Source organism: Aminobacterium sp. UBA4987 (genome assembly GCF_002396985.1).
Classification (GTDB): Bacteria; Synergistota; Synergistia; order Synergistales; family Aminobacteriaceae; genus Aminobacterium; species Aminobacterium colombiense.
In genome coordinates, this window is sequence record NZ_DGZF01000004.1 from 111,836 (window position 1) to 132,470 (window position 20,635).

Below are 20,635 nucleotides of genomic sequence, written 5' to 3' on the forward strand. Positions count from 1 at the left end.
GTGAGGGTAAGAAATGTGACACATAATGTTTGAAGTCATATAGCCATCATTGAGCTAAAAAGAGTTGTCGCTTATATTATTGATATCTTCAATGGCAAGGCAGCGCCTATTTTAACAGGACGAGAGGCATTGAAAACAGTGGAGATTCTTGAGGCGGCTTATAAAAACAATTTACAATAAAAAGCACGGCGCAAAGCGAAAGCCCATTAAGGTGTTTTTAAATAGTGATCATTGTCTCTATTTTCTTTCCTTGAAATTAGTTTTAAGGGAGAAAATTTGTCGTGGTTCTATTTGCACATCTGAAACTTCCCTTTTCTTTTTTTGTAACCCAATGAATGAGAGAGGTAAATAAATGTTCTCAACAAAAACAATAATCAAAAGAGAGTGCGCCAAGGATAGAAAAATCAGCATTGCTATTATGTCCCCATTTTTTGTTTTGATGGCTCAGTTCTTTGTACTCTATTATTTTAATATCATCAACACAAATATGGGACAGATGGTACAGCTGCTATCCAAAGCTACCGTTGGTCTATTCTTTATATATTCCTTTCTGACTGTTTTTAAAAGAAATGGTCTTATATTCATATTCATATATTGTGGTTTTGCCACAATTTTTTTGTTAAACTTTCTTTTTTTCCAACAAAACGCTCCTTATTTGAAAGCCACCTTGTTTAGCTTTTTTTTCATGTGTTTACCTTGCTTCGTTTACAGCTTTAGTATAAATAACCTATTAGTTTTTAAGTCTATTATGAAAAAAACTGGTACTATCGTCTTTTTTATAGGGGCAATGACTGCATTTTTAGCCATCACTAACAGAATATCTTTAGGACCATATAGCATGTCACTATCGTATTACATGCTTCTTCCCGTCATAGTACACATGAATAATTTTTTTGTAAAAAGGTCCATTGAGTCTGGCCTAATTACAACCATAGCTGTGTTTATCATATTTGCACTCGGCTCTAGAGGAGCCATTCTATGCATAGGAATTTATGTCATTTTATATTTTATGACTCAATCAGGAAAGAATTCCGTTAAAAATTGGGTTTTTAAATTGTCAGTTTTTTTTACGTTATTTTTTTCAGTGTTTTTTTTAAAGGAAATCTTTACCTTCTTAAACAAAATCCTAATGAAATATAATATTCACAGCAGAACTATCGCGTTGTTTTTAAGGGACAAAGTTCATCTTAGCGGAAGGGAAGTTATTTACAGCACTATTGTGGATCAAATAAAAGCTCACCCTTTAATGGGAATAGGCCTTGCAGGAGACAGGCTTTATACAGGGGGAACATATTCTCATAACATTTTTTTGGAAATCATATCTGGATTTGGAATCATAGTTGGAATAATTATTCTCCTATTTTTAGGGTGTATAACTATCAGATCCCTGTTCTTAAAAAATAAAACAAGAGCAAACCTAATGTTAATGTGGTTTTGCATCGGGTTCGTGCCTTTGATTGTAAGCGGTTCATATTTGACATCTTTCCAATTTTGGATATTTTTAGGCTTGATAACTCGTTTTTCAGTTACAAAGGAACAAAAATGTCTCCCTGCTAACTATTAAGCATTCTTTTTTGCTGAAAAACTATTCCCCGGTTATCATCTTCGATTTGAGAATCCAAAACATATAAATTAAGCTAGAAAAAATCCATGCGCCTATACTTAAAAATGCTGGCGCTCGATAAGAGCGAGCAACTATTATTGGAGCAATAAGCAACATGGCAATAAAAAACTCCTTTATTATTCCTCCTAAATATTCGCTCATCCCTTTACCCACCAATTTCATAATAATAACGAGGTACAAGAAGTAGACTATAAATTTCCCTACTCCATAAATAATAATAGGGGCATAAGAACCTTGGACTAAATAACCTATATATAGAGATGCCACTCCCATAAGTAACATGAATCCTTGAAAAAGAGTTAGATACCTTTGTTTATTCACTATCAAAAAAGTAGCAGAGATAGGAGATGATAAAAACTGCATCCATAGGTAAGGAGCAAGGAAAAGAGTGTAGTAACCAGCTATCTTCCAACTGTCCCCTAAGATTAAAGGGAAAAGATCCGGGGCTATAAAACCTAAAGATAAAATAGGGAATGTCCCTAAAGTAACCAAAGCCTTAAGAGTACGAACCGTTACATCTGATAATCGTTCCTCCCTTTGTGCAACGCTTGCTTTCTGAAAATAAACCTGTCCTATAGACTGACCTAAAAAACTGGCGGGCAGCTGAAGAACTCTCATGCTCATAGCAAACCATCCAGTTACATCTGAGGAGAAAAAAGAGGCGAGCAAAAGTGGCATTATTTGTATACTTAGCACGTTAAGGAGGGTTCCCCACGTTTGATAAAGAGGGAAATTGTAATATTTTTTAGCAACGATTGCTGACATTTTTTTATTGATTACGCTTAGGGAAAAGTTTTTTTTCGTTATACGAACAAGAGAAGTAATTCCGCCTGTCATACCTATAATCTGCCCCCATAACAAACCAGAGGGTGTAAAACCTGTTACCCCCATTAAAACACTTGTTCCCGCACCAAACAATTTTTGGGTTACCTTTGTTTGAGCAATGGTTTGATAGGCTTTAAATCGAAGTGCAAAGTAGGTTAATGTCGTATATAGACCGGTAAAAAAAACCCCTAAAGGAAGGAGCCATTGGTACGGTTTTATTGCCTCCCAACCACATTTAGCTAAAAAAAAGTCACCCTTAAAATAGATAACAAGAGATAGAAAGCAAACTACTCCTGCATGTGCCAAACAGCTTAAAACAAGTAGGTTTATAGCTGAAGCATCTTCCTCAGGCAGAGGTATAGCTAAATGATATGATAAGCTTGTAAAAGCCCCCAAAATGCTTAGCAAGGCTGCATATATAGCTAAAACCCCAAAATCTGAAGGAGAATAGAGCCTAGATAAAATAGGGGTTACAAAAACATAAATAGCCTGACCAATAGCGGTACCTCCAGCTAAGAGGAAAACGCTTTTAACTGCTGATTCTGATTTAAATTTATTTTTCAGCGATATTATCAAGTTTATAAAATTTTCTTTCATTTTAAGCTACCAAGTTATTCAAAGGATGATTTTATCAAGTGACCAATTCCAAACAAAACATAGCTATTATGGCGCGAATTTGGCAGCCCCCTCCTCTTTGTATAATTTAGAGGGTAAATTGACATATTAGGTAGCCCATAATTTTTTATGAGAAGATCCAAACACCTTGTTGCACTTTTGATGTTTCCCTGCCTCGAATAAACAGCCATAGCCATACCAACTCCCCATAACTTGGCTAAATATTTATAGTTCCTCTTAATTTTCAAAGCAGTCATCCTTTCTAAGATATTCCTGTACTAATTCTCTTGCATTTTTACTGTCTTTTTGTTTTATCAAGTTATTAATTTTGTGGAGAAAAAATGAATTAGGGAGAGCGTAAGAATATAAATTGCGCTCTGCCATAAACAAAAAATCGGAACTATTTTCTTTTGTTATATGTTGTAAGAATAATGCTGGTTTTTGCTGCAATAAGCCAGAAATGATTACTTCTCCTGTTGCATCCCTGTAATGGGATGCATCATAGAATGAGCTTTTATCCTTTGTAAGACTATTAATAAAAGCAAAATCGTAGTAACTCGCAACTTCTGCAAGACGTTTTTTCACATTCCTAAAATTATATTGTTGTCCCGTTGCCCATATGATCGATAGAAGATCCGCTGAAATAGGGTTAAAAAATAAAACGATATCTATCTCTTCTTCTCGTGCTGTTTCTATTATCTTTTCTAAACAAATAAAGCTCTCATCACATAAAGAAAATTGCTGATAGGTTTTAAAAAAACTCATCATTGTATGTACATAAGCCTCTTCATTAACTTCTAATGCGCTGCCCCTAATGACATCCCATCCCTTATTAAATAGGATTGTATTTGTCTCTTTGCGGCTTTTCAATACAGTAGGTTTTATCATTCTACGCAGACCTGCAGTTTCGTGTAACTTAAACGTTATATATGAAAATCCATTACTTGAGATTTTATCCAGCCGTTCTTGAGAAAAACCTCGTCGGGAATCGCCAAAATTATTAGAGTCAAACTGAAAAAAGTCTAATCCCAAATACACCTTTTTAGGTTTATGAACCTTGATCATGAACTTAAGATATTGATAGGCATCTCGTATGGATAAAGAGCTCATGCCCATGTTATAGACTTTTACACTCTTATCGGGATAGTCATCAGGGCATAAACCAACATATACTCGAGATGAGCCAAGAAAAACCACATCCGGTTTTATCATGCGATACTCGTAGGGTTTAAAGAAATCTAGATGAGCCGGCTGGGATACTTTGTAATTGTTAAACCCCCTTATTATGGGGAAATGCCATATTCCCAGAGGGTCTACGGCAATAAGGCTGCCCCAGAAAATGAAAAGCCCAATTCCTACAACAAAAAGCCAAAGAGAAACCAATCGTTTATTTTTCATAGCAATACCTCAAAATTGGAAATAAAGAAATTCTGTGGGTTTTGTACCTATAAGTATCACAGCTAATAAAAAGACAAGGGCCGCTGCCGCAATTTTTATTTTAGATAGAGAAAGTTGCCTGGTATCACTATTAATTTCATAGAAAGAAGCCATCTCCCAAGATTGGGGCATAAACACACAAATAAAAAGACAAAGCAATAACTCAGGGAAATGCGTTCCTCGCAATAATGATAAGTTTAAAGAAGGAATACCTTGAACGCCTATCATTGCTTTTATTACCGTGCAGCCTTGAGCAAAAGAATGAGATCTGAAAAAAACCCATCCCAAGGTAACACTAAAAAACGTCGCTCCCCATTTTATAAATATGGGAATTTTTCCTAAATGATATTTTTTGAAAAAGTTCGATAACACTTTATGAGCTAAAAGCAATAAGCCATGGTATAACCCCCAAAAGACAAATGTCCATGAAGCGCCATGCCATAAGCCGCCAAGGGTCATTGTTATCAAGAGGTTCTTATATTGGTTTAATTTTCCTTTTCTATTCCCTCCCAGAGGAATATAAAGATAATCTCTCAAGAAACTTGATAGCGTAATATGCCAGCGTCTCCAGAAATCTGTTATAGAAAGGGCCTTGTAAGGAGAATTAAAATTTATAGGGAGGCTGATGTTAAATAATTTTCCCAATCCCAGTGCCATATCTGAGTAGCCACTGAAATCGAAATATATCTGAAAGGTATAGGCGAGAGTGCCGCTCCATGCTGTCCAAAATTGTAACGACCCCGTCTTATCAAAAACTTGTGCAACCCATGGAGACAAAGAATCTGCTATTATGACTTTCTTTGCTAAACCAATAGAGAAAAGAAACAAACCCAGAGCGATATTCCTGTAACTTACTCCAAATGTTTTTTTGCGAGAAAAATAGGGAACTATTTCGGGATAACGAACTATGGGTCCTGCGATAAGTTGAGGAAAAAAGGAAACAAACAACGAAAAATTTAATAGGGAGGGAGCAACGATCTTCCCCTGGTAGACCTCAACTAAAAAGGCTATTTGTTGGAAGGTGAAAAAAGAAATCCCCAATGGAAGGAAGATATCTTTATCGACCCATTGGGAACTGGACAGGGCAAAGATATTGCTCATAAAAAAGTTCCCGTACTTAAAGTAGACAATCAATAATAAATTGACTGCGACTCCTAAGAACAGGAAATATTTTCTATATCTATTTTTTCCCTCAAGCGCCTTTCCAATACTGAAGTTAAATAATATGGAAAAAAGCAGCAAAAAAATAAATGGCGGGTTCCAGTATGCATAAAAGTAGAAAGATGAAATTGTTAGCCAAATTAAAGCCCCCGTCAAAAGCCTATTTGACGAAAGGAATCTAAATCCTAACCATACAATGGGGATAAAAAAAAGGATAAAACTATAGGAATTAAATAGCATTCTTCTCCCTGCCTTTATCGTTAACCATTAAGCTTGATTTGCCTTCCCAAATCACAAGCAGGTTATCTGCAAACCTGTTATGCAACGCTTGCAATTCTTTGGTAGTCAAAACCAGCACCCGAATCTTCCGTTCAATCATCTTTTCTAGCTTGTCTATGAGGTTTTGGAGGTAGGCTCTGTCAATATCGCCAACCAGCACGAGGTCGATGAGGCCAGAGTCTATGCCTTTTGCGTAGTCTCCCGTTATAAAGGCGAGCTCTACGTTGCCGAGGCGCCTTATAACCTGGTCCACAAGCTGGTCGATACCGAGGGTTTTTGTGACTATGGCCCGTATTTCGGGGAAGAGCGGGTGTTTTGTATTGGCTTTGTAGAGCTTGGTTCGCCCCTCGTCTTGGGATTGCAAAAGCCCTGCTTCAGCAAGGCGGTTGAGCTCTACCCGCACAGCATTGGTTGATTCGCCGAACTCTTCGGAAAGTTCACGAAGGTACGACCTGTTCTCAGGGTTGAGAAAGAACTTTAAGAGCAATTTGACACGGGTTTTTGAAGTAATTAAAGAATCAATCATGATTTATGTTTTTCCTTCTTCTTTTCGAGTCATTTTATTACTCACAAAAGAGGAAGTCAAATAAAAAGAAGGCTCTCTGCGCATATGTTTTTAGCTATTCGTAGTTTGATGCCTCTTTAGGCGTTGTTTTGCCGTGGAGCGCCCTTAAAACGGCCTTTAAAGACCCTTGGGGGAATAGCAGCCAGCACAATAGCCAGAATAATAATAGTGCAGCCCGCCATTTCTCTCAATGTGGGGAATTCTGCGCTCATAAGGGCGGCCAGAGTGATGCCCGTTATTATCTCTACAGTGCACATGAGGCTGGCAGCAGTGGCTGATATGTATTTCAAGGCCGTATAAAAAGCGGCATAGGCCAAGAGGCTGCCTACACAGGAAATAATGGCGATATATCCCCAGTTGACGAGGGAAAGGGGCGACACATCGGCCCACCCGGCAGTGAAGGTCTTTATGATAATGAGGCAAAGGCCGCCCCATACATGTGAATAGAAGATGATGCTGTTTCTGTTGAGTTCCCCTTTCTTGGACGTTTCTCTGCCCAGAAGGGATTGTCCCGACAATCCGAGAACAGCCACAAGCCCCCAGAGGATGCCGGGCAGTGAGATCTCTTGAGTTCCCTCCTTGCCAGAAAACATGCCTACCCATACTCCAACAAGGATGAGAAGGGCTGAAAGCACCTGTGCAGGTGTGGGAGGTTCTTTTGTTATCAGGAGGCCACCAAGAAGGGTCACCATTGGAAAGGTGTAATGAATGATAAGGGCTGCCGAAACAGTTAAATACTTGAGGGAAAAAAGAAAGCCTGTATAGGTAAAGACCACTGACAGAATACCGTATATTAAAAATATTTTCTGTTCTTTGAGGGAAGTGCGAAGGTACTGGGGACTCCGCAACGCCAGATAGAGCCCAAAGCCCGCAACCACCAGAAAGGTTCTGAGAACTGTAACGGTTACCATATTGATGCCCTGAAGGGCAAGGATTCGCCCGATAGGGCTTACTGTGCCCCATGAAACGCCTGTCATAAGGGCTAAGGAAATACCTAGAAAGTGCCTATCCATTTTTATATCGATCTCCACATGTATACGTTATTGTTTGTTTTACAGAGCTAACAGATGAAATTATACCCTTTCTGATGTAAAAGAGGGAGCCTGACGGCTCCCTCTCAGATTACAAACAATAGAGTCTATTCCATATCCCAATAGCGCCTCAGAAGGTCTTGTAAGTGTTTTCTTATTTTCGTAAGGCGATAGTGGATGGATTGCTGCGTCTTGTTAAGTTTTTCAGCAATCTCTTTCTGAGTGCAGCCCCACGAGAGGGCCCAGATGATGAAGAGGTCGGATTCGCTGAAGTTCCTTTCTAAAAGATCTATAAAATCGATTGGTATGTGTTTTTTTGGTGCGGGGATTGCCTCTTTGTGGGCTTCTGTCAGTTCGCAGTGAAGATCGGGATAGCGGTAGCGGTGCGCGGCATCCCGCACTTGGCCAGGCAGGCGTTTTCTAATGTAATTGGAGAGTTCTTCATTGGGGGGACATTTTCTTGCTAATGTGATGAGGCCCATTGACGCTTCTTGTTCCAGGTCTTCAACCTCTGCGCCGCGGCCTGCGTAACGCCAGGCTATTTTCTTAATGTAGTCAAAATAGTCTCTAAGGATTTTTTCTTCTGGGTCTTTGTCACTACAGGGAACACAGATCATTCGTTATGCCTCCTTGAATTTTTTATGGCCAGATGAATGAAGTTTCTTTTTCCATAGGGCAAGATGCTTGTGAAGCCAGCCCTTTCGGCCAGTTCACAAAAAAGTGGCTGATACCTATGCATTACTACCACGTCGGCAGCCCGGCCTTCCACGTGAAGGCTATTGGCAACTCCCCCAACCCTTTTATTATGGTTGGGGCAACGATATCCGCTGGTAAGTACGATGGGTTCTTTCCAGAGGCTTCTCAGCTTTTCCAGGCACTCTACTAGCGGGGGCCACAGTTTTACCTGTTGGCAACAGGAACATTGAAATTCTCGAAGATTAAAGTGGGGTGTGAGCTGCAACGAGTTGATGATTGGTTTCACTGAGTTCTCCTCCTTCCATATGGGTAATAGCGCTCTCCAGCCGCCGGATGGCTCCTGTCAGTTCATCCAGCCGTTTTTCCATGCGCACAAGCAAATAGGCTGCTACGGCTACAGAAAAACCACTTTGAAGACAGGATGCCAAAAAGTCTTCCATAACGTCACCTCCTTTTTTCAAGACACGAAAAAGCGGCCGGAAGAAGATTCCGGCCGCATGAGGCCTATGCTCTACTCTTCAATGAGAGTAGTGACAGAGGTCTCTACGAGTTCGGCCCCAAGAATTGAGACCAAACCCTTTATAAATATATTGTTGTCTATGATGGCTTGCATTGCTGTGCGAACCTCTTCTTCCGTCGCATCCTGACGCGCATAGCGAAGGGAGAGGGTTCGGTTCTTTCCATCGGCAGTACCAAACTTAAGGCGAAGGGTTTTCATCAAGTTTCACTCCTTTCTGCAATCAACCCGGGAGCGTCACTAATACCGCAGCGCGCTCACATTATACACTATTGACAAAATCTTCTCTACTCCACGACATTAGTGTCTATTTTTCGTGTTTCTGTTATGGGATAGTCGAGGAGTCCGCCAAGAGCCGCTGAAACAGCTGCCACATTGAGAGCCACTGCTTCAGATTGCACATCGGCAAAATTGAGAGAACGGGTTACTGGGTCTCCGTTATCGTCAAAACCAATGTTGACTCGAATCTGCAGGCGGCTTTCCATTGGAATGTAGACCTCCATATGTTTTCACCCCCCCTCACCTTATATAAGTGGGTTGAAGGAGGTTAAAAAACAAAAGGTTAAATTGATTTGGGGAATAATTAATGTTTCGGTGTGGTGTTGCTGGCAGTTTTAGTGAAGGAAAAGAAGGGAGGGGCTAGCCCCTCCCTTTGCGTCTGGAGTGTTACTTCTTTTTTACATGTGGTGCTTAGATTTCTCCTATCATTTTCAGGACAGCCTGAGCTATAACGGCTGAACCAATGTACGTTCCTATAAAAACGACGAATGAGACTACGACTATTCTCCAGCCTGTTTTTTTCAGCATTCCCAGGTCTTTCCCAAGAGAGATGCCCGCATAGGCAAGAATAGGTGTGGTAAGGGCCAGGAAATTAACGTTCTTGACCCAGGCCGAGAGAATGGCGGAACCGGGAAAACCAGGATAGGTCAGGATGCAGCCAATGGTTACGATATAGGCAACAGAGGGAATGCGAACTGGAATGGCCTTTGCGCAAAAAACTCCAGCCATGCAGATAGCCACTAACGCTGCCATGCCTGGAATGGCGCTCATAAGAGGTGTTTTTGCCCCCACCAGGTTTCCTATGAGGGTCATGACGGCAACAATGAGAAGCACAATAAAGACTTCAAAAGATTTCATGGTTTACACCTCCTTGTATTCTGGCTTTTCAGGGAACTCGCCGTATTTTATTTTATAAGTTCTTCGATAGAGCCATTCTGAGAGAGGCAAGGCCATCCATAGAGACATGTAAAGGCCGTCAAGGCCAGAGAGCATGTTGCTTGCCGCGCCAAGGGCCTGGATCTTGTCGGCGATATCAGGATACATGGCGCTCAGGGAACCGACGGAGGCGGTCATCATGCTGGCGCTTCCAACGCCGGAAGCCATTCCCAGAGCCAATGGATGGAAGATGTTAAGCGCTGCGGTAACAGTAGCCATAAGGCCATAAAAGATGGTTCCGAAGACTGTTCCGCAGATATAGACTCCCATTACCCCCTGCCCTTCAGGAGTATCGAGGCCATAGACGTCTCCGATGAGAGCTACGTTGGGCTCTCGCGATACAGAGTGGGCAGCACCGATTGCCTCCCTCTTCAGGCCGAGGAAAACCGCTATGGGAATACCTATGAGGACGGTTCCCAGATTGCCTAATTCCTGCAGAATAAGGGCCGGGCTTGTTTTGAGAATCATGGGCAGGTTGGGCCCCACAAGAGTGCCGTACCTCGCCATAAGAAGCATGAGGGTGACGCCGATGAGGCTGCCTGCGTCCACCATATCTTTTTGATTGACAACTTTGACAAATTTTGGCCCTAGAAGAGCCCCTATAATAAGAGCATAAAGCATTGGAAGAAGAACGATGGTGCCAATGCCAACCTTAAAAGAGTGAATGCCGATCAACTCTGCTATTACTACAAGGATGACAACTAAAGCATGAATCTTCCAGTTGCGAATTGCATCCTTCACCTTTTACCACTCCTTTCATATGTTGAAGTAACGCTCCAGAGTCTGAAGATATTCTTCTCGTGACATAAGAGGACGGTGGGCTTTAAGCAGTTCACGCCCCTTCTCTGCCCCGTTGCATAAGAGATCTATAACAGTTGTTGCCATAACCTTTGCAGGAAGAATCACCGCTGCATCGTAATCCACTACCCTGAAATCACCGGAATGGAGGGCTCCTGCAACCCCGCCGAAATAAGGATGGATAGCGGGCATAATGTGGCAGATATCCCCCATGTCGGTAGAGGCATCGAAGTGGGGAGCCGTGGCGATATTCTGATGGGGGAGGAAGCTCCCGGCATTCGACTCAAAAAGGCTGTTCATGGCGGCTGAGCAGGCGAGGGGAAGGTATCCCGGAATTGTAACTATTTCGGTTTTGGCCCCTACTGCATCGCCGCCAGACCTGAAGGCACGGTCGAACTTTTCGTGGGTGCTGTTGATGGCATCCATGGTTTTGCCCCGCACATAGGCTTCGAGACGAACGTCGGCAGGGATGGTGTTTACAGAGTCGCCTCCTTTAGTGATGATGAAGTGGACTCGAACGTGGTCGTCGTCGCGAAAAGTTTCTCTCATAGAGTGCACTGCGTTGATGCCGAGAACCGCGGCGTTAAGGGCGTTGATGCCTTCATGGGGGGCTGCGGCGGCGTGGGTGGCTTTTCCCATGTAGCGAATGGTTTTGGCAATGAAGCCATTGCCCGTCTCGCCAATCATGAACGAGGGATGGGGCATGTTTGTTCCGGCGTGAACCATCATGGCCATGTCTATATCGTCGAAGGCCCCCTGATAGACTAGCTCTTGTTTGCCTCCCAGGAAATGGATCTCTCCTTTTTGGCGGCGCTCCATTCGCTCTTGAATTTCGATAAACTCCTCTGCCGGCACCCCCATAAAGCAGATGGATCCGTCAAGTTCTTTTGCCGCGCTGGCCCATGTAAGGCCCATGGCAGCGCCAAGCATTGTGCCTATTTGCAGGTTGTGGCCGCATGCGTGGGCCGCATTTGTGCCTTTCACCACTTCCGGGTGGTCTGGGCTGATAACCCCGTCAAGCTCTCCTAAAATAGCCACTGTTGGCCCTGGCCGGCTTCCCTTCAATAGAGCTTTTACGCCTGTTACCGCCAATCCCGTCTGGACGGGGAGACCGAGGTCTTTTAAAAAAGCTGCAACGACAGAAGAGGTGCGGTACTCCTTGAACCCTAATTCTGCGTGGCTGCCTATTTCGCGAACGAGAGAGAGAAGGTCTTCTTTTTTCTCGTCAATACACTGACATATCTGATCTTTAAGATGTTGTACATTCATGGTGGCACCCCCTGTTGAGCGGAGAATGAGCTCGTTTTGTCATTATAACTCTTTTTTTATTGAGACGTATATTTAATTTTGATAGACAGAATATTAGCTATTTTGTGCTGTGATGTGAGTTGGTGTTGGCATCGTCGAATACTGAAGAGATTTTGAGAAAGGCAAACATTGAAAGCTACCTGATTGCGCAGCACCTTTGTATAATACACTGTTGACTAAATTTTATCTACTCTATAGCATTTTTGTTTATTTTTAGGGTTTTTAATATTGGATGGAGGCAGGGGCGCTTGCGGGTAAATGGGCGGGAGTATTTTTTTATTTTTAGTTTTTTAGTTTTTTAGTTTTATATTCCGTAAAGGTTGAAGTCGGCAAGATATGGGGGATACTAGGGTTACAAAGCTCATCGGAAACTTGCTTTGGCAGAATAATTCTTTCTGGGTAAAGGGTTAATAAAATTTTTTCTTCTTTCACCCATAAAAAGGAAGAAATACAGTCGGTATCAAAAAATAGTTTTTTAATCATAGTTTTCTGGAGGATTGAGCCCGTATATAATATCCCCCCTAAATCCTTCCAACATAATCTCTTCATATTTACCAGTAGAAATCAGTTCTTTATCTTTCAACTCTTCAGCCAGCTTGATATATTTTCCAAAGGTAATGTGCTGTTTATCTTCTGGCAACGGGCGATATAATTTGTCATCAAACCCCAGCCTTATTGCGGATGATATTATGCCTGTTTTCATTGTATTAGCTTTTTCTTGGGTGATATACCACCCATCATTAACCAATCGCCATAAAGTTGCCTGCCTGCTCAACCCATAGTGTTGCTCTATCTTTACGATATCATCAACGTGCAATGTCTGTTTTTCTTTTTTCAGCTTATTTTTAATAAAAGATGTCAATGCCTCGTAAGGTGCCAAAAAATAGGATGCAAAAAGATCCGCTTCTTTTTCTTGAAGATCCTTTTGAGCCTCAATATCTTTTGAACACACAATACTTTTAAAATCTTTATGAAAAAATAAATGATACAGCTCGTGAGCAATAGTGAAGCGCTGTCTGCCGTAAGTCGAAGTCGAATTAATACAAATGATTTTATTGTTCCCATCCCTTATGCACATTCCGCTAACCCGATTGCTCATAGGATAAAACACAATGGTCAAATCGCCGTTGTTGTGGAGCAAGGAGAAAACATCAATGGGGGAATCCGTATCTTCTCCAAATAGCTTGCGTAAATAGATTGCTTCCCCGTTGATTTCTATCTTCTCTTTCAAATGGATTCCTCCTTAAGCAGCTCTTCCATAAAGCGTAGGTTTAATGCTATTTTGTTCAACACTGCTATAGCCTCCAAATCTTCCCTGGTAACGCTTTTTGCTCGAAAAGCAATAGACATTGGTGAAAATTCGCTTGTTAAGCCTACAATATATTCCACCGGACACCCAAAAAGTGATGCAGCTTTTTCTAAAATATCAATACTGAATTGCCGTTCATTTTTTTCACATTTCGAAATATAGCTCTGATCTACGTCTAGATAAGCTGCCATCTGGCCTTGTGTTAGGCCACTCTTGCTCCGCAACTCATTAAAACGCTGTCCTATCAATTCATAATTTAGCATCTCATCACCACCCCTCCGCCAATATAATACTCCAAGTCTGTCATAAATTCAACTAATATATTGCTTAAAAATATGACAAGCGGTGAGCAGCAACTCTAAAACTTTCTACTAGAGAATTAAAACATTCTCGAAAGAACGATATGGGCAAGGAAAAATGGAATTTAAAAAGGGCGGTTTAAGAGCCGCCCTGAAAGGATTATCGCATTAAAAGATTGACTAATCCCATGCTGAAGACTGGGAAATAGGTGAAAATGGCCAGACAGATGACCATGGCTCCCACGAAGGGGAAGATCTTTCCGGATATTCTGTCTAACTTTTCCCCAGAAACAGCTGATGCTACAAAAAGATTGGCCCCGTAGGGAGGGGTAATAAAACCGATGGCGAGAGCAAGGGTCATGACCACTCCGAAATGAACAGGATCGATGCCTATCTGTTTTACGACAGGAAGAAAGATAGGCGTCAAGATGATCATGGACGATATGTTATCCACAAAACATCCTACTACAAGGAGCATCAGGTTGATGAGGAACAGGATAACCCACGGTTCGCTAGATACTGTGATGATCCACGCCCCCACCCGCATGGGGATCTGCTCCATGGTTAGATAAGTGGCAAAGGACATGGAAAGTCCCAGCATGAATGACGTGGCGCCGTTCACCATCACCGCATCCTTAAAGGCTGCTTTGGTGGTTTCGTAATCCAGCTCCTTATAGATGAACTTCCCTATAAAGAGAGCATATACTACGACAACCACAGCCGCTTCAGTGGGAGTAAATATTCCTCCGTAGATACCGCCCATAATAATGACCGGCACAAGCAGGGCCCAGAAGCTGTCAACAAAGTTTTTTATAAAATACTTGAGTCCCAGTGTCTTATCAGAGCGAGGGTATCCATGTTTTTTGGCAGAAAAATAAGAAACGATCATTAAGGCGATGCCTATGATGATACCCGGAATGACTCCCGCAACAAAAAGCTCTCCCACTGAAGCTCCCGATACGACGCCAAAAATGACGAAAGGAATTGAGGGAGGGATAATGACGCCGATAGAGCCTGCGGCAGCGGTAAGGGCGGCGGCAAAGGCTCCTTCGTATTTTTTGGCCCGCATTTCAGGGATCATAAAAGACCCAATGGCTGACACTGTTGCAGGGCCCGATCCGGAAATAGACGCAAAGAACATGCAGGCTGTCACTGTGACCATGGCAAGACCGCCGATAAGAAAGCCCACAAGGCTTTCTGCAAGGTTGACGAGCCTCTTTGAAATTCCGCCATAGCCCATGAGCGATCCCGCCAGCATAAAGAATGGAATGGCAAGGAGGGGAAAAGAGTCAAGCCCCGTAAAGGCCGTCTGGGCTATCATGGTCAAGGGAATAGGGCTCGTTAAGAACATGGTAAGCGCGGTGGCCAATCCCAGGGCTATGCCTATGGGAAGGCTTAGCGCGAGAAAGAGGGCGACAAACCCGAAAAGTACAGCTATATCCATCGTACGCCCCTCCTTCTACTCATATCTTTTCTCTAAAAAGCCGCTAAAGAGCCTAAAAGCCAGCCGCAACGCCATAAACAGACATCCCAACGGCACAGCAGCATAGGCCAGGGCCATAGGAATCTGCATGGCTGCGGACAATTGACCCCGCGTCCAGTTCAGATTTGTAACAATCCACCCTTGATAGACGAGGAATACGCTAAAGCCTAGCCAGAGAACGAGAATTAGAAACTCCAGGTAGTACCGCACCCGTACGGAGAGCTTATCCACAAGAAATTCTATCCGCAGGTGGCGGTTGCTCTTAAAGGCATAACCCGTGCCGAGCCAGGTGAGCCATATAAAAAGATACCTTGCCAGTTCTTCGCTCCACGTAAGAGAATTGGCAAAGACATATCGCATAATAACTTGTAAAAAGATGATGATAACCATGAGGGCTAAAATGCCGCAAAGCAGATTTTCCTCAAGGTCGTCCAAAAAGATCTTTAAACGCTTCATTCAATACGAACCCCCTGTGGTTCTTAAGATGCCTCCTCACCTTTCAGGATCATGTTCAGAAGATCTGTTCCTATCTTAGACTCAAACTCTTTATATACTGGCAATGTGGTTTTTTTGAAAACCTCAAGTTCTTCTGGCGTCAGCTCATTGACCTTCATGCCATGATTTTTCAGCTCCTGGAGCATCTGTCCCTCAAGTTCCACGGTTGATTTCCGTTCTCCGTCTGCATAGAGTTTGCCGGCGTCGAGAACAACTTTCTGAAGGTCTTCTGGCAGGCGGTCAAAGAATATGGTGCTTACCACGAGGGGAGCCACAGCATACACATGACCTGTAAGGGAATAGTACTCCTGCACTTCGTAGAACTTTGAAGAGTAAGTGAGGGTTATGGGGTTTTCCTGAGCGTCCACGGTCTTCTGGGCCAAAGCGGTGTAGAGCTCTGAAAAGCTCATGGGGGTGGGGCTTGAACCAAGGAGTTTAAAGGCTGCGATATGGATGGGGTTCTCCTGGGTTCTGATCTTCAGTCCCTTGAGATCTTCCGGTTTTGTTATGGGACCGCGGTTGTTTGAAATGTGCCTGAATCCGTTAACTCCATAGCCGATAATACGCATGCCCTGGCTCAGGAGGGCCTCTTTCAATTTTTCGCCAAGAGCGCCGTCAAGGTGTTTGTAGGCTTCTTCGTGGCTTTTGAAGATAAATGGAAGCTCAAAGATGTTAAATCTTGGGTCAAAGGAAGCGATGGTCGTAGTTGGCAACACTCCACACTCTATGGTTCCAAGCTGCATGGCTTCTGTGGCCTGTCTGTCTCCGCCAAGCTGGGCGTTGTTATGGATGGAAACGCTTATTCTTCCGCCAGAGTTCTCTTCTACATACTTTTTAAATTCATGAAGCATGGTTGTTGAGGGGTGGGCGTCACTCCCTACAGAGTGTACTTTCATTCGAAACTCGGAGGCAGCCAACGCTGAGTGTGCCGACATGACAAGTAATGCGAGTGCTACTACAGAAATAAGAAATCTCTTCATCGTTTATTCCCCTTCCTATTTAATAGTTGACGTTTATGAATGCTCAACCTCTTATTTTTTCGTTATAAAGGGCCACAAAGCCCTCCATGGCCTGGCGCAGATCTTCAGCCGGAATAGCATAAGCTATTCGAACGTGATTGTCTATTCCGAAGGCGTTTCCGGGAGTAATGGCAACTCCATAGCGTTCCATGAGTTCTTTGGCAAAATCCAGGGGCTTCATGTTGAGCTTTTCTATTGATGGAAGAACGTAGAAGGCTCCCTGGGGGTCGGGGAACTTAATGCCCGGGCATCGATTCAGCGCCGATACCACAATGTTCCGCCGCTCTTTGAAGGCCGCCACCATTTCTTGCGTATGGGCCGCTCCGCTCTTGTAGGCTTCGGCGGCTCCCACCTGAGCAAAGGAATTAGCGCATGAGATGGTCATAAGGTGAGCTTTGCTTAAAAAGGGAAGAACCGGTTCCGGCGCCATAAGGTATCCAATGCGCCACCCTGTCATAGAAAATGTTTTTGACGTAGAGCTGACGAGGATGACCTGTTTTTTCATCTCCGGGTAGCTGGCAATGCTCACATGTTCGTTGTCGTAGATGAAATCAGAGTAGCATTCGTCAGTGACAACCCAGATATCCTTACCCTGAACGAGCGCTATGAGCTCTTCCACATCGCCACGATGCATAAGAGCGCCGGTAGGGTTATTGGGCGAGTTTATGATGATCATTTTGGTTCTCGGAGTAAGAGCCTTTTTTATGGATTCCATATCGAGCTGGTACCGATTTTCTAAAAATGACGGAATCATGACTGGCACCGCACCAGCCAAAAGAGCCTGTTCTCTATATGAAACAAAACAGGGGGTCGGCAGAATAATCTCGTCCCCCGGATTCAAAAGGCCCATCATGGATGTCAGGAGGGCTTCCGAAGCGCCGCTGGTGACAATGACGTTTTGAGGCCCAAAGAGGCAGCCCTTCTTTCTCTCATGCTCTGCAATTGCTTCCCGCAAGCTTGGGATTCCGTTCATGGATGTGTAGTGAACAAACCCTTCCTCAAGAGCCTGTATGGCTGCTTTTTTTGCGCACTCTGGGGAATCGAAGTCGGGACGGCCTATTTCCAAGTGATAAATTTTCTGCCCCTTGCTTTCCAGTTTTAAAGCCGCTTCAAAGATGTCTCGAATGCCCCCTTCAAAGGAACATTGCTGCATGCGAGCGCTTTTCTCATATAACTTCATTCAGATCCGTCCTCTCTTAGTTAACCCTGCCCACAGGTCGTTTTCCAAGAAGTGCATCTCTGACCTCCTGGGCCGGCACTGTTCGAAGCAGATGTAAAGAATCCTGGCTATACCACGCCGTATGTGGTGTAAAAATGATTCTGGGCTCCTTAAAGAGCGGAGCCTCAAGATCAGGTTCCCACTCGTTCTCAATAACGTCAAGGAATGCGCCTGCGACTATTTTTTCCCTTATGGCCCAAAGCAACGCTTCTTCATCGATGAGAGAACCTCGGGAGGTATTGATGACAAACATACCCGGCTTCATATGAGCGAAGGTGTTTTTATTGAGAAGATGGTGGGTTTCTGGTGTAAGGGGCACGTGCAAGCTGATGATATCGGCAGTCTGAAACAGCTCTTCAAGGGTATTTTTTCCTTCTACGCCAAGCTCCGCAGCAGCGTCTCTGTTGAGGTAAGGGTCAAAAGTCGTGATATTTCCAAAGATACCCTTGGCCTTTGACGCCAAAAGCTGACCTATTTTACCGAAGCCGATTATGCCGAACTCCATGGCGCCAACCCTTTTGGGGGCCGGGAATGAGAGGTGAGACCACTTTTTTTCGTTCTTAATGACATGGTTGAAGAACGGGATGTATCTGGCAAGGCACAAAGCGGAAGCCAGCGCATGGTCCGCAACTTCCCTAATATTGAAACCTGGAGTATTGCAGACCTGGATGCCCCGGGCCGTGGCAGCTGGGATGTCAATATTGTCGGTTCCCATTCCTTGGCGTACAACAACCTTGCATTTTTCCAACTTATCGAGGACTTCTTCTGTTATTGCAGCATCTGCGATAATGAGCCCGTCAATTTCAGGCAGCATTCTTTCGAAATCTTCTTCTGTTTGGATGTTCATCACCTGGGCATCGATTTCTTTGAGTATTTTCTGTTCTATTTCTACTCCATTTTTGTTGACGACGCTAAATATGCCAACTTTGTATTTCCACATTCACAATGCCTCCTGCCTTAGCGGATATCTTTTATGTGAGGCCAGTTCTCTATATTCCCGTAGCTGAGCTTGCCGTCAACGAAGGTGTAAAGAGATTCTGTGTCTTTTAATTGCTGTACGGGCATGGTAAAGGGATCCCCGTCTATGATAGTGAAATCGGCAAGATAGCCCTCTTTGATTTTTCCCAGGATATGGCCCATCCCCGCCGCTTCTGGGGGATTGACGGTGTAGATGCGAAGGGCCTGTTCGAGAGTGAGCGTTTCATCTGGATTGAGGTAGCTCAAAGGAGCGCCGTCCATTTCGCTGCGTGCTACGGCCGCCCATATGCCTAACCATGAGTTTGGAAGCTCCATGGGGCAATCACTTGACCCAGTGAGCAACAGGCCTGTTTCGTAGAGGGTTCTAAAATTATATAAATAAGGCAACCGGTCAGAACCAAGGCGTGACGGGGCCATCACCCTGTCTGTGTAAGACTGGGTTGGCTGAATGTCTGCCACAATGGGAAGGGTTTTGAGCTCTTCTATTTGTTCAGGATGGCAGACTATAAGATGGTTGAACCTGAAGGGCAGGGCCGGTTTTTCTATGTTCGAAAGAAGCCGTTTTACAACCCGGATGCCCTGCTCTATGGCAGCATCGCCGATCATGTGGATCTGAACCTGGATTGAACGGCTGGCGGCGTCATACAGAAGGTTGTAAAGTTCGTCATCAGAGTAAAGGAGGATTCCTTTCTCATCTGCTTTGTCTGAATAGGGAGAAAGAAGGGCTGCAGTGTGCCCGCCTAAGGATCCATCGAGAAAAACCTTTAACCCGCCGTAGCGAACCCAGGTATCGCCAAATCCAGTGCGGAATGTAAAGTTTGGAAGGGCGTCATGGTATGTGTTCACCCGAATTGGCAATGCGCCTTCCTCAGCGAGACCCTGAAAGGCAAAAATATCTTCTCCCAAGCCGTATGACCGGGCATCGCTGGCATGAACAGATGTGGTTCCTGTTTTTGCCACGATGAATCCGGCCTCGGCAACGCCTTTTTGCATCTTTTCGGGAGTCTCATACTCTTCTTCTACACGTCTTAGAAGGGGCATTGCCGCCCGTTCAAAAATATTGCCTGTGAGTTGGCCAGAACTATCCCGCTCCACTTCATCAGAGGAAAGGTTGGGGGATTGCAGAAGCCCTCCCTTTTCAAGGGCCCAAGTATTGGCTACGTGGGCGTGGCCGCAATATCGGCTTAGAATAACGGGATGAGGCAGATTTAAAGAATCAAGCACGGAACGGGAGAGTTTTTCGGGTTTTTCCCAGTTCATTTCGTTGTATCGAACGCCCCGTATCCATGAACCTTCGGGCACATTACGCGCATAGTTTTTAATAGTTTCTAAAAGCTCGTCGAGGGAGCGGATATCCTGAAGATCAAGATATAGATTCTGTTTGGCGAAAGCTGTGAAATGAAAGTGAGCATCTGATATACCTGGCATAACAAGATTGCCGTTGAGATGTAACTCAGTGGTTTTTTTATTTTCTGCCTTTTTTGCGGCGTTTCTAACTTCCTCTAGGGTACCGACAGCGATAAAACGGTTTCCCTCCACAAGTAACGCCTCTGCAAAGGGCTTATCCGAATCGCCTGTCCAAACTTTTCCTCCATAGACAAGAAGTTGTTCCATTATTTTTCCTCCTATCACCATCGTGAGCATCTTACCAAAACTCTATATGATAAGTATTTGTAGCGTGAATTTTTTAAACATACAATGGATAATAATACCAAAGAGAAGGGAATGGTGCCAGGTCTTGAAAATGTGCAATTGTGTCAGA

The 20,635-nt window shown here is 43.8% G+C and carries 22 protein-coding genes; 1 reads left to right on the plus strand and 21 read right to left on the minus strand.

Annotation, left to right across the window (positions count from 1 at the left end; genetic code table 11):
* The first annotated feature begins 352 nt into the window (after positions 1-352).
* Positions 353-1,564: an O-antigen ligase family protein gene (locus tag B2U56_RS01925; RefSeq protein ID WP_286951925.1), complete on the plus strand. Its 1,212-nt coding sequence runs from the start codon at positions 353-355 to the stop codon at positions 1,562-1,564.
* Positions 1,565-1,585: 21 nt separating this feature from the next.
* Here the strand turns inward: B2U56_RS01925 and B2U56_RS01930 are convergent, their stop codons facing one another.
* The 21 genes from B2U56_RS01930 to B2U56_RS02030 form a co-directional block, all read right to left on the minus strand.
* Positions 1,586-3,046, minus strand: coding sequence for an oligosaccharide flippase family protein (locus B2U56_RS01930; protein WP_286951927.1), 1,461 nt, complete (start codon positions 3,044-3,046; stop codon positions 1,586-1,588).
* Positions 3,047-3,301: 255 nt separating this feature from the next.
* On the minus strand, positions 3,302-4,462 hold the full coding sequence (locus tag B2U56_RS01935; protein ID WP_286951929.1) for a hypothetical protein: 1,161 nt from the start codon (positions 4,460-4,462) through the stop codon (positions 3,302-3,304).
* A gap of 9 nt (positions 4,463-4,471) precedes the next feature.
* On the minus strand, positions 4,472-5,902 hold the full coding sequence (locus B2U56_RS01940; protein WP_286677069.1) for an MBOAT family O-acyltransferase: 1,431 nt from the start codon (positions 5,900-5,902) through the stop codon (positions 4,472-4,474).
* A complete protein-coding gene (locus B2U56_RS01945; RefSeq protein ID WP_286677068.1) occupies positions 5,892-6,467 on the minus strand; it encodes a winged helix-turn-helix domain-containing protein in 576 nt (191 codons plus the stop codon). The genes B2U56_RS01940 and B2U56_RS01945 overlap by 11 nt, the downstream gene beginning before the upstream one ends.
* A 116-nt stretch (positions 6,468-6,583) precedes the next feature.
* The gene (locus B2U56_RS01950) at positions 6,584-7,519 is read right to left on the minus strand and encodes a DMT family transporter (protein ID WP_286677067.1); all 936 of its coding nucleotides are present in this window, start codon (positions 7,517-7,519) and stop codon (positions 6,584-6,586) included.
* Between the two features lie 125 nt (positions 7,520-7,644).
* Complete coding sequence (locus B2U56_RS01955; RefSeq protein ID WP_013049114.1) at positions 7,645-8,154, minus strand: sigma-70 family RNA polymerase sigma factor; 510 nt, start codon at positions 8,152-8,154, stop codon at positions 7,645-7,647.
* On the minus strand, positions 8,151-8,519 hold the full coding sequence (locus tag B2U56_RS01960; RefSeq protein ID WP_013049115.1) for a YcbK family protein: 369 nt from the start codon (positions 8,517-8,519) through the stop codon (positions 8,151-8,153). The genes B2U56_RS01955 and B2U56_RS01960 overlap by 4 nt, the downstream gene beginning before the upstream one ends.
* Positions 8,476-8,673, minus strand: a complete 198-nt coding sequence (locus B2U56_RS01965) for a YvrJ family protein (protein ID WP_013049116.1) — start codon at positions 8,671-8,673, stop codon at positions 8,476-8,478. The genes B2U56_RS01960 and B2U56_RS01965 overlap by 44 nt, the downstream gene beginning before the upstream one ends.
* A 71-nt stretch (positions 8,674-8,744) precedes the next feature.
* On the minus strand, positions 8,745-8,951 hold the full coding sequence (locus B2U56_RS01970) for a DUF2922 domain-containing protein (protein ID WP_013049117.1): 207 nt from the start codon (positions 8,949-8,951) through the stop codon (positions 8,745-8,747).
* Between the two features lie 86 nt (positions 8,952-9,037).
* Positions 9,038-9,253 (minus strand): DUF1659 domain-containing protein, encoded by a 216-nt coding sequence (locus tag B2U56_RS01975; protein ID WP_013049118.1) that lies wholly within the window; start codon positions 9,251-9,253, stop codon positions 9,038-9,040.
* 187 nt (positions 9,254-9,440) lie between these two features.
* Complete coding sequence (locus tag B2U56_RS01980; protein ID WP_013049119.1) at positions 9,441-9,887, minus strand: hypothetical protein; 447 nt, start codon at positions 9,885-9,887, stop codon at positions 9,441-9,443.
* A gap of 3 nt (positions 9,888-9,890) precedes the next feature.
* On the minus strand, positions 9,891-10,706 hold the full coding sequence (locus tag B2U56_RS01985) for a DUF3100 domain-containing protein (RefSeq protein WP_013049120.1): 816 nt from the start codon (positions 10,704-10,706) through the stop codon (positions 9,891-9,893).
* A gap of 15 nt (positions 10,707-10,721) precedes the next feature.
* On the minus strand, positions 10,722-12,032 hold the full coding sequence (locus B2U56_RS01990; RefSeq protein ID WP_286951933.1) for an amidohydrolase: 1,311 nt from the start codon (positions 12,030-12,032) through the stop codon (positions 10,722-10,724).
* Positions 12,033-12,546: 514 nt separating this feature from the next.
* Positions 12,547-13,302 carry an ImmA/IrrE family metallo-endopeptidase gene (locus tag B2U56_RS01995; RefSeq protein ID WP_286951934.1) on the minus strand — a complete coding sequence of 252 codons (756 nt, stop codon included), beginning with the start codon at positions 13,300-13,302 and terminating at the stop codon, positions 12,547-12,549.
* Entirely contained in the window at positions 13,299-13,643 is a 345-nt protein-coding gene (locus B2U56_RS02000; protein ID WP_286951935.1) for a helix-turn-helix domain-containing protein, read from the minus strand. Before B2U56_RS02000 ends, B2U56_RS01995 begins: the two co-directional genes overlap by 4 nt.
* Before the next feature lie 196 nt (positions 13,644-13,839).
* Positions 13,840-15,123, minus strand: a complete 1,284-nt coding sequence (locus B2U56_RS02005; RefSeq protein ID WP_286951936.1) for a TRAP transporter large permease — start codon at positions 15,121-15,123, stop codon at positions 13,840-13,842.
* 15 nt (positions 15,124-15,138) lie between these two features.
* Positions 15,139-15,618, minus strand: a complete 480-nt coding sequence (locus B2U56_RS02010; protein WP_286951937.1) for a TRAP transporter small permease — start codon at positions 15,616-15,618, stop codon at positions 15,139-15,141.
* 23 nt (positions 15,619-15,641) lie between these two features.
* Complete coding sequence (locus B2U56_RS02015) at positions 15,642-16,637, minus strand: DctP family TRAP transporter solute-binding subunit (protein WP_013049126.1); 996 nt, start codon at positions 16,635-16,637, stop codon at positions 15,642-15,644.
* A 43-nt stretch (positions 16,638-16,680) separates the two neighbouring features.
* Positions 16,681-17,856, minus strand: coding sequence for a pyridoxal phosphate-dependent aminotransferase (locus B2U56_RS02020; RefSeq protein ID WP_013049127.1), 1,176 nt, complete (start codon positions 17,854-17,856; stop codon positions 16,681-16,683).
* Positions 17,857-17,872: 16 nt separating this feature from the next.
* On the minus strand, positions 17,873-18,835 hold the full coding sequence (locus B2U56_RS02025; RefSeq protein WP_286951938.1) for a C-terminal binding protein: 963 nt from the start codon (positions 18,833-18,835) through the stop codon (positions 17,873-17,875).
* A 17-nt stretch (positions 18,836-18,852) separates the two neighbouring features.
* The gene (locus tag B2U56_RS02030; protein WP_286951939.1) at positions 18,853-20,487 is read right to left on the minus strand and encodes an amidohydrolase; all 1,635 of its coding nucleotides are present in this window, start codon (positions 20,485-20,487) and stop codon (positions 18,853-18,855) included.
* Between the last annotated feature and the right edge of the window lie 148 nt (positions 20,488-20,635).

Bases quoted from the DNA above. Each gene is read 5' to 3' on its own strand.
- B2U56_RS01980 (WP_013049119.1), bottom strand. From the start codon at position 9,887: ATGAAATCTTTTGAAGTCTTTATTGTGCTTCTCATTGTTGCCGTCATG.
- B2U56_RS02005 (WP_286951936.1), bottom strand. From the start codon at position 15,123: ATGGATATAGCTGTACTTTTCGGGTTTGTCGCCCTCTTTCTCGCGCTA.
- B2U56_RS02030 (WP_286951939.1), bottom strand. From the start codon at position 20,487: ATGGAACAACTTCTTGTCTATGGAGGAAAAGTTTGGACAGGCGATTCG.
- B2U56_RS01940 (WP_286677069.1), bottom strand. From the start codon at position 5,902: ATGCTATTTAATTCCTATAGTTTTATCCTTTTTTTTATCCCCATTGTA.
- B2U56_RS01950 (WP_286677067.1), bottom strand. From the start codon at position 7,519: ATGGATAGGCACTTTCTAGGTATTTCCTTAGCCCTTATGACAGGCGTT.
- B2U56_RS01975 (WP_013049118.1), bottom strand. From the start codon at position 9,253: ATGGAGGTCTACATTCCAATGGAAAGCCGCCTGCAGATTCGAGTCAAC.
- B2U56_RS01925 (WP_286951925.1), top strand. From the start codon at position 353: ATGTTCTCAACAAAAACAATAATCAAAAGAGAGTGCGCCAAGGATAGA.
- B2U56_RS01930 (WP_286951927.1), bottom strand. From the start codon at position 3,046: ATGAAAGAAAATTTTATAAACTTGATAATATCGCTGAAAAATAAATTT.
- B2U56_RS02025 (WP_286951938.1), bottom strand. From the start codon at position 18,835: ATGTGGAAATACAAAGTTGGCATATTTAGCGTCGTCAACAAAAATGGA.
- B2U56_RS02000 (WP_286951935.1), bottom strand. From the start codon at position 13,643: ATGCTAAATTATGAATTGATAGGACAGCGTTTTAATGAGTTGCGGAGC.
- B2U56_RS01970 (WP_013049117.1), bottom strand. From the start codon at position 8,951: ATGAAAACCCTTCGCCTTAAGTTTGGTACTGCCGATGGAAAGAACCGA.
- B2U56_RS02010 (WP_286951937.1), bottom strand. From the start codon at position 15,618: ATGAAGCGTTTAAAGATCTTTTTGGACGACCTTGAGGAAAATCTGCTT.
- B2U56_RS02015 (WP_013049126.1), bottom strand. From the start codon at position 16,637: ATGAAGAGATTTCTTATTTCTGTAGTAGCACTCGCATTACTTGTCATG.
- B2U56_RS01990 (WP_286951933.1), bottom strand. From the start codon at position 12,032: ATGAATGTACAACATCTTAAAGATCAGATATGTCAGTGTATTGACGAG.
- B2U56_RS01955 (WP_013049114.1), bottom strand. From the start codon at position 8,154: ATGATCTGTGTTCCCTGTAGTGACAAAGACCCAGAAGAAAAAATCCTT.
- B2U56_RS01945 (WP_286677068.1), bottom strand. From the start codon at position 6,467: ATGATTGATTCTTTAATTACTTCAAAAACCCGTGTCAAATTGCTCTTA.
- B2U56_RS02020 (WP_013049127.1), bottom strand. From the start codon at position 17,856: ATGAAGTTATATGAGAAAAGCGCTCGCATGCAGCAATGTTCCTTTGAA.
- B2U56_RS01935 (WP_286951929.1), bottom strand. From the start codon at position 4,462: ATGAAAAATAAACGATTGGTTTCTCTTTGGCTTTTTGTTGTAGGAATT.
- B2U56_RS01965 (WP_013049116.1), bottom strand. From the start codon at position 8,673: ATGGAAGACTTTTTGGCATCCTGTCTTCAAAGTGGTTTTTCTGTAGCC.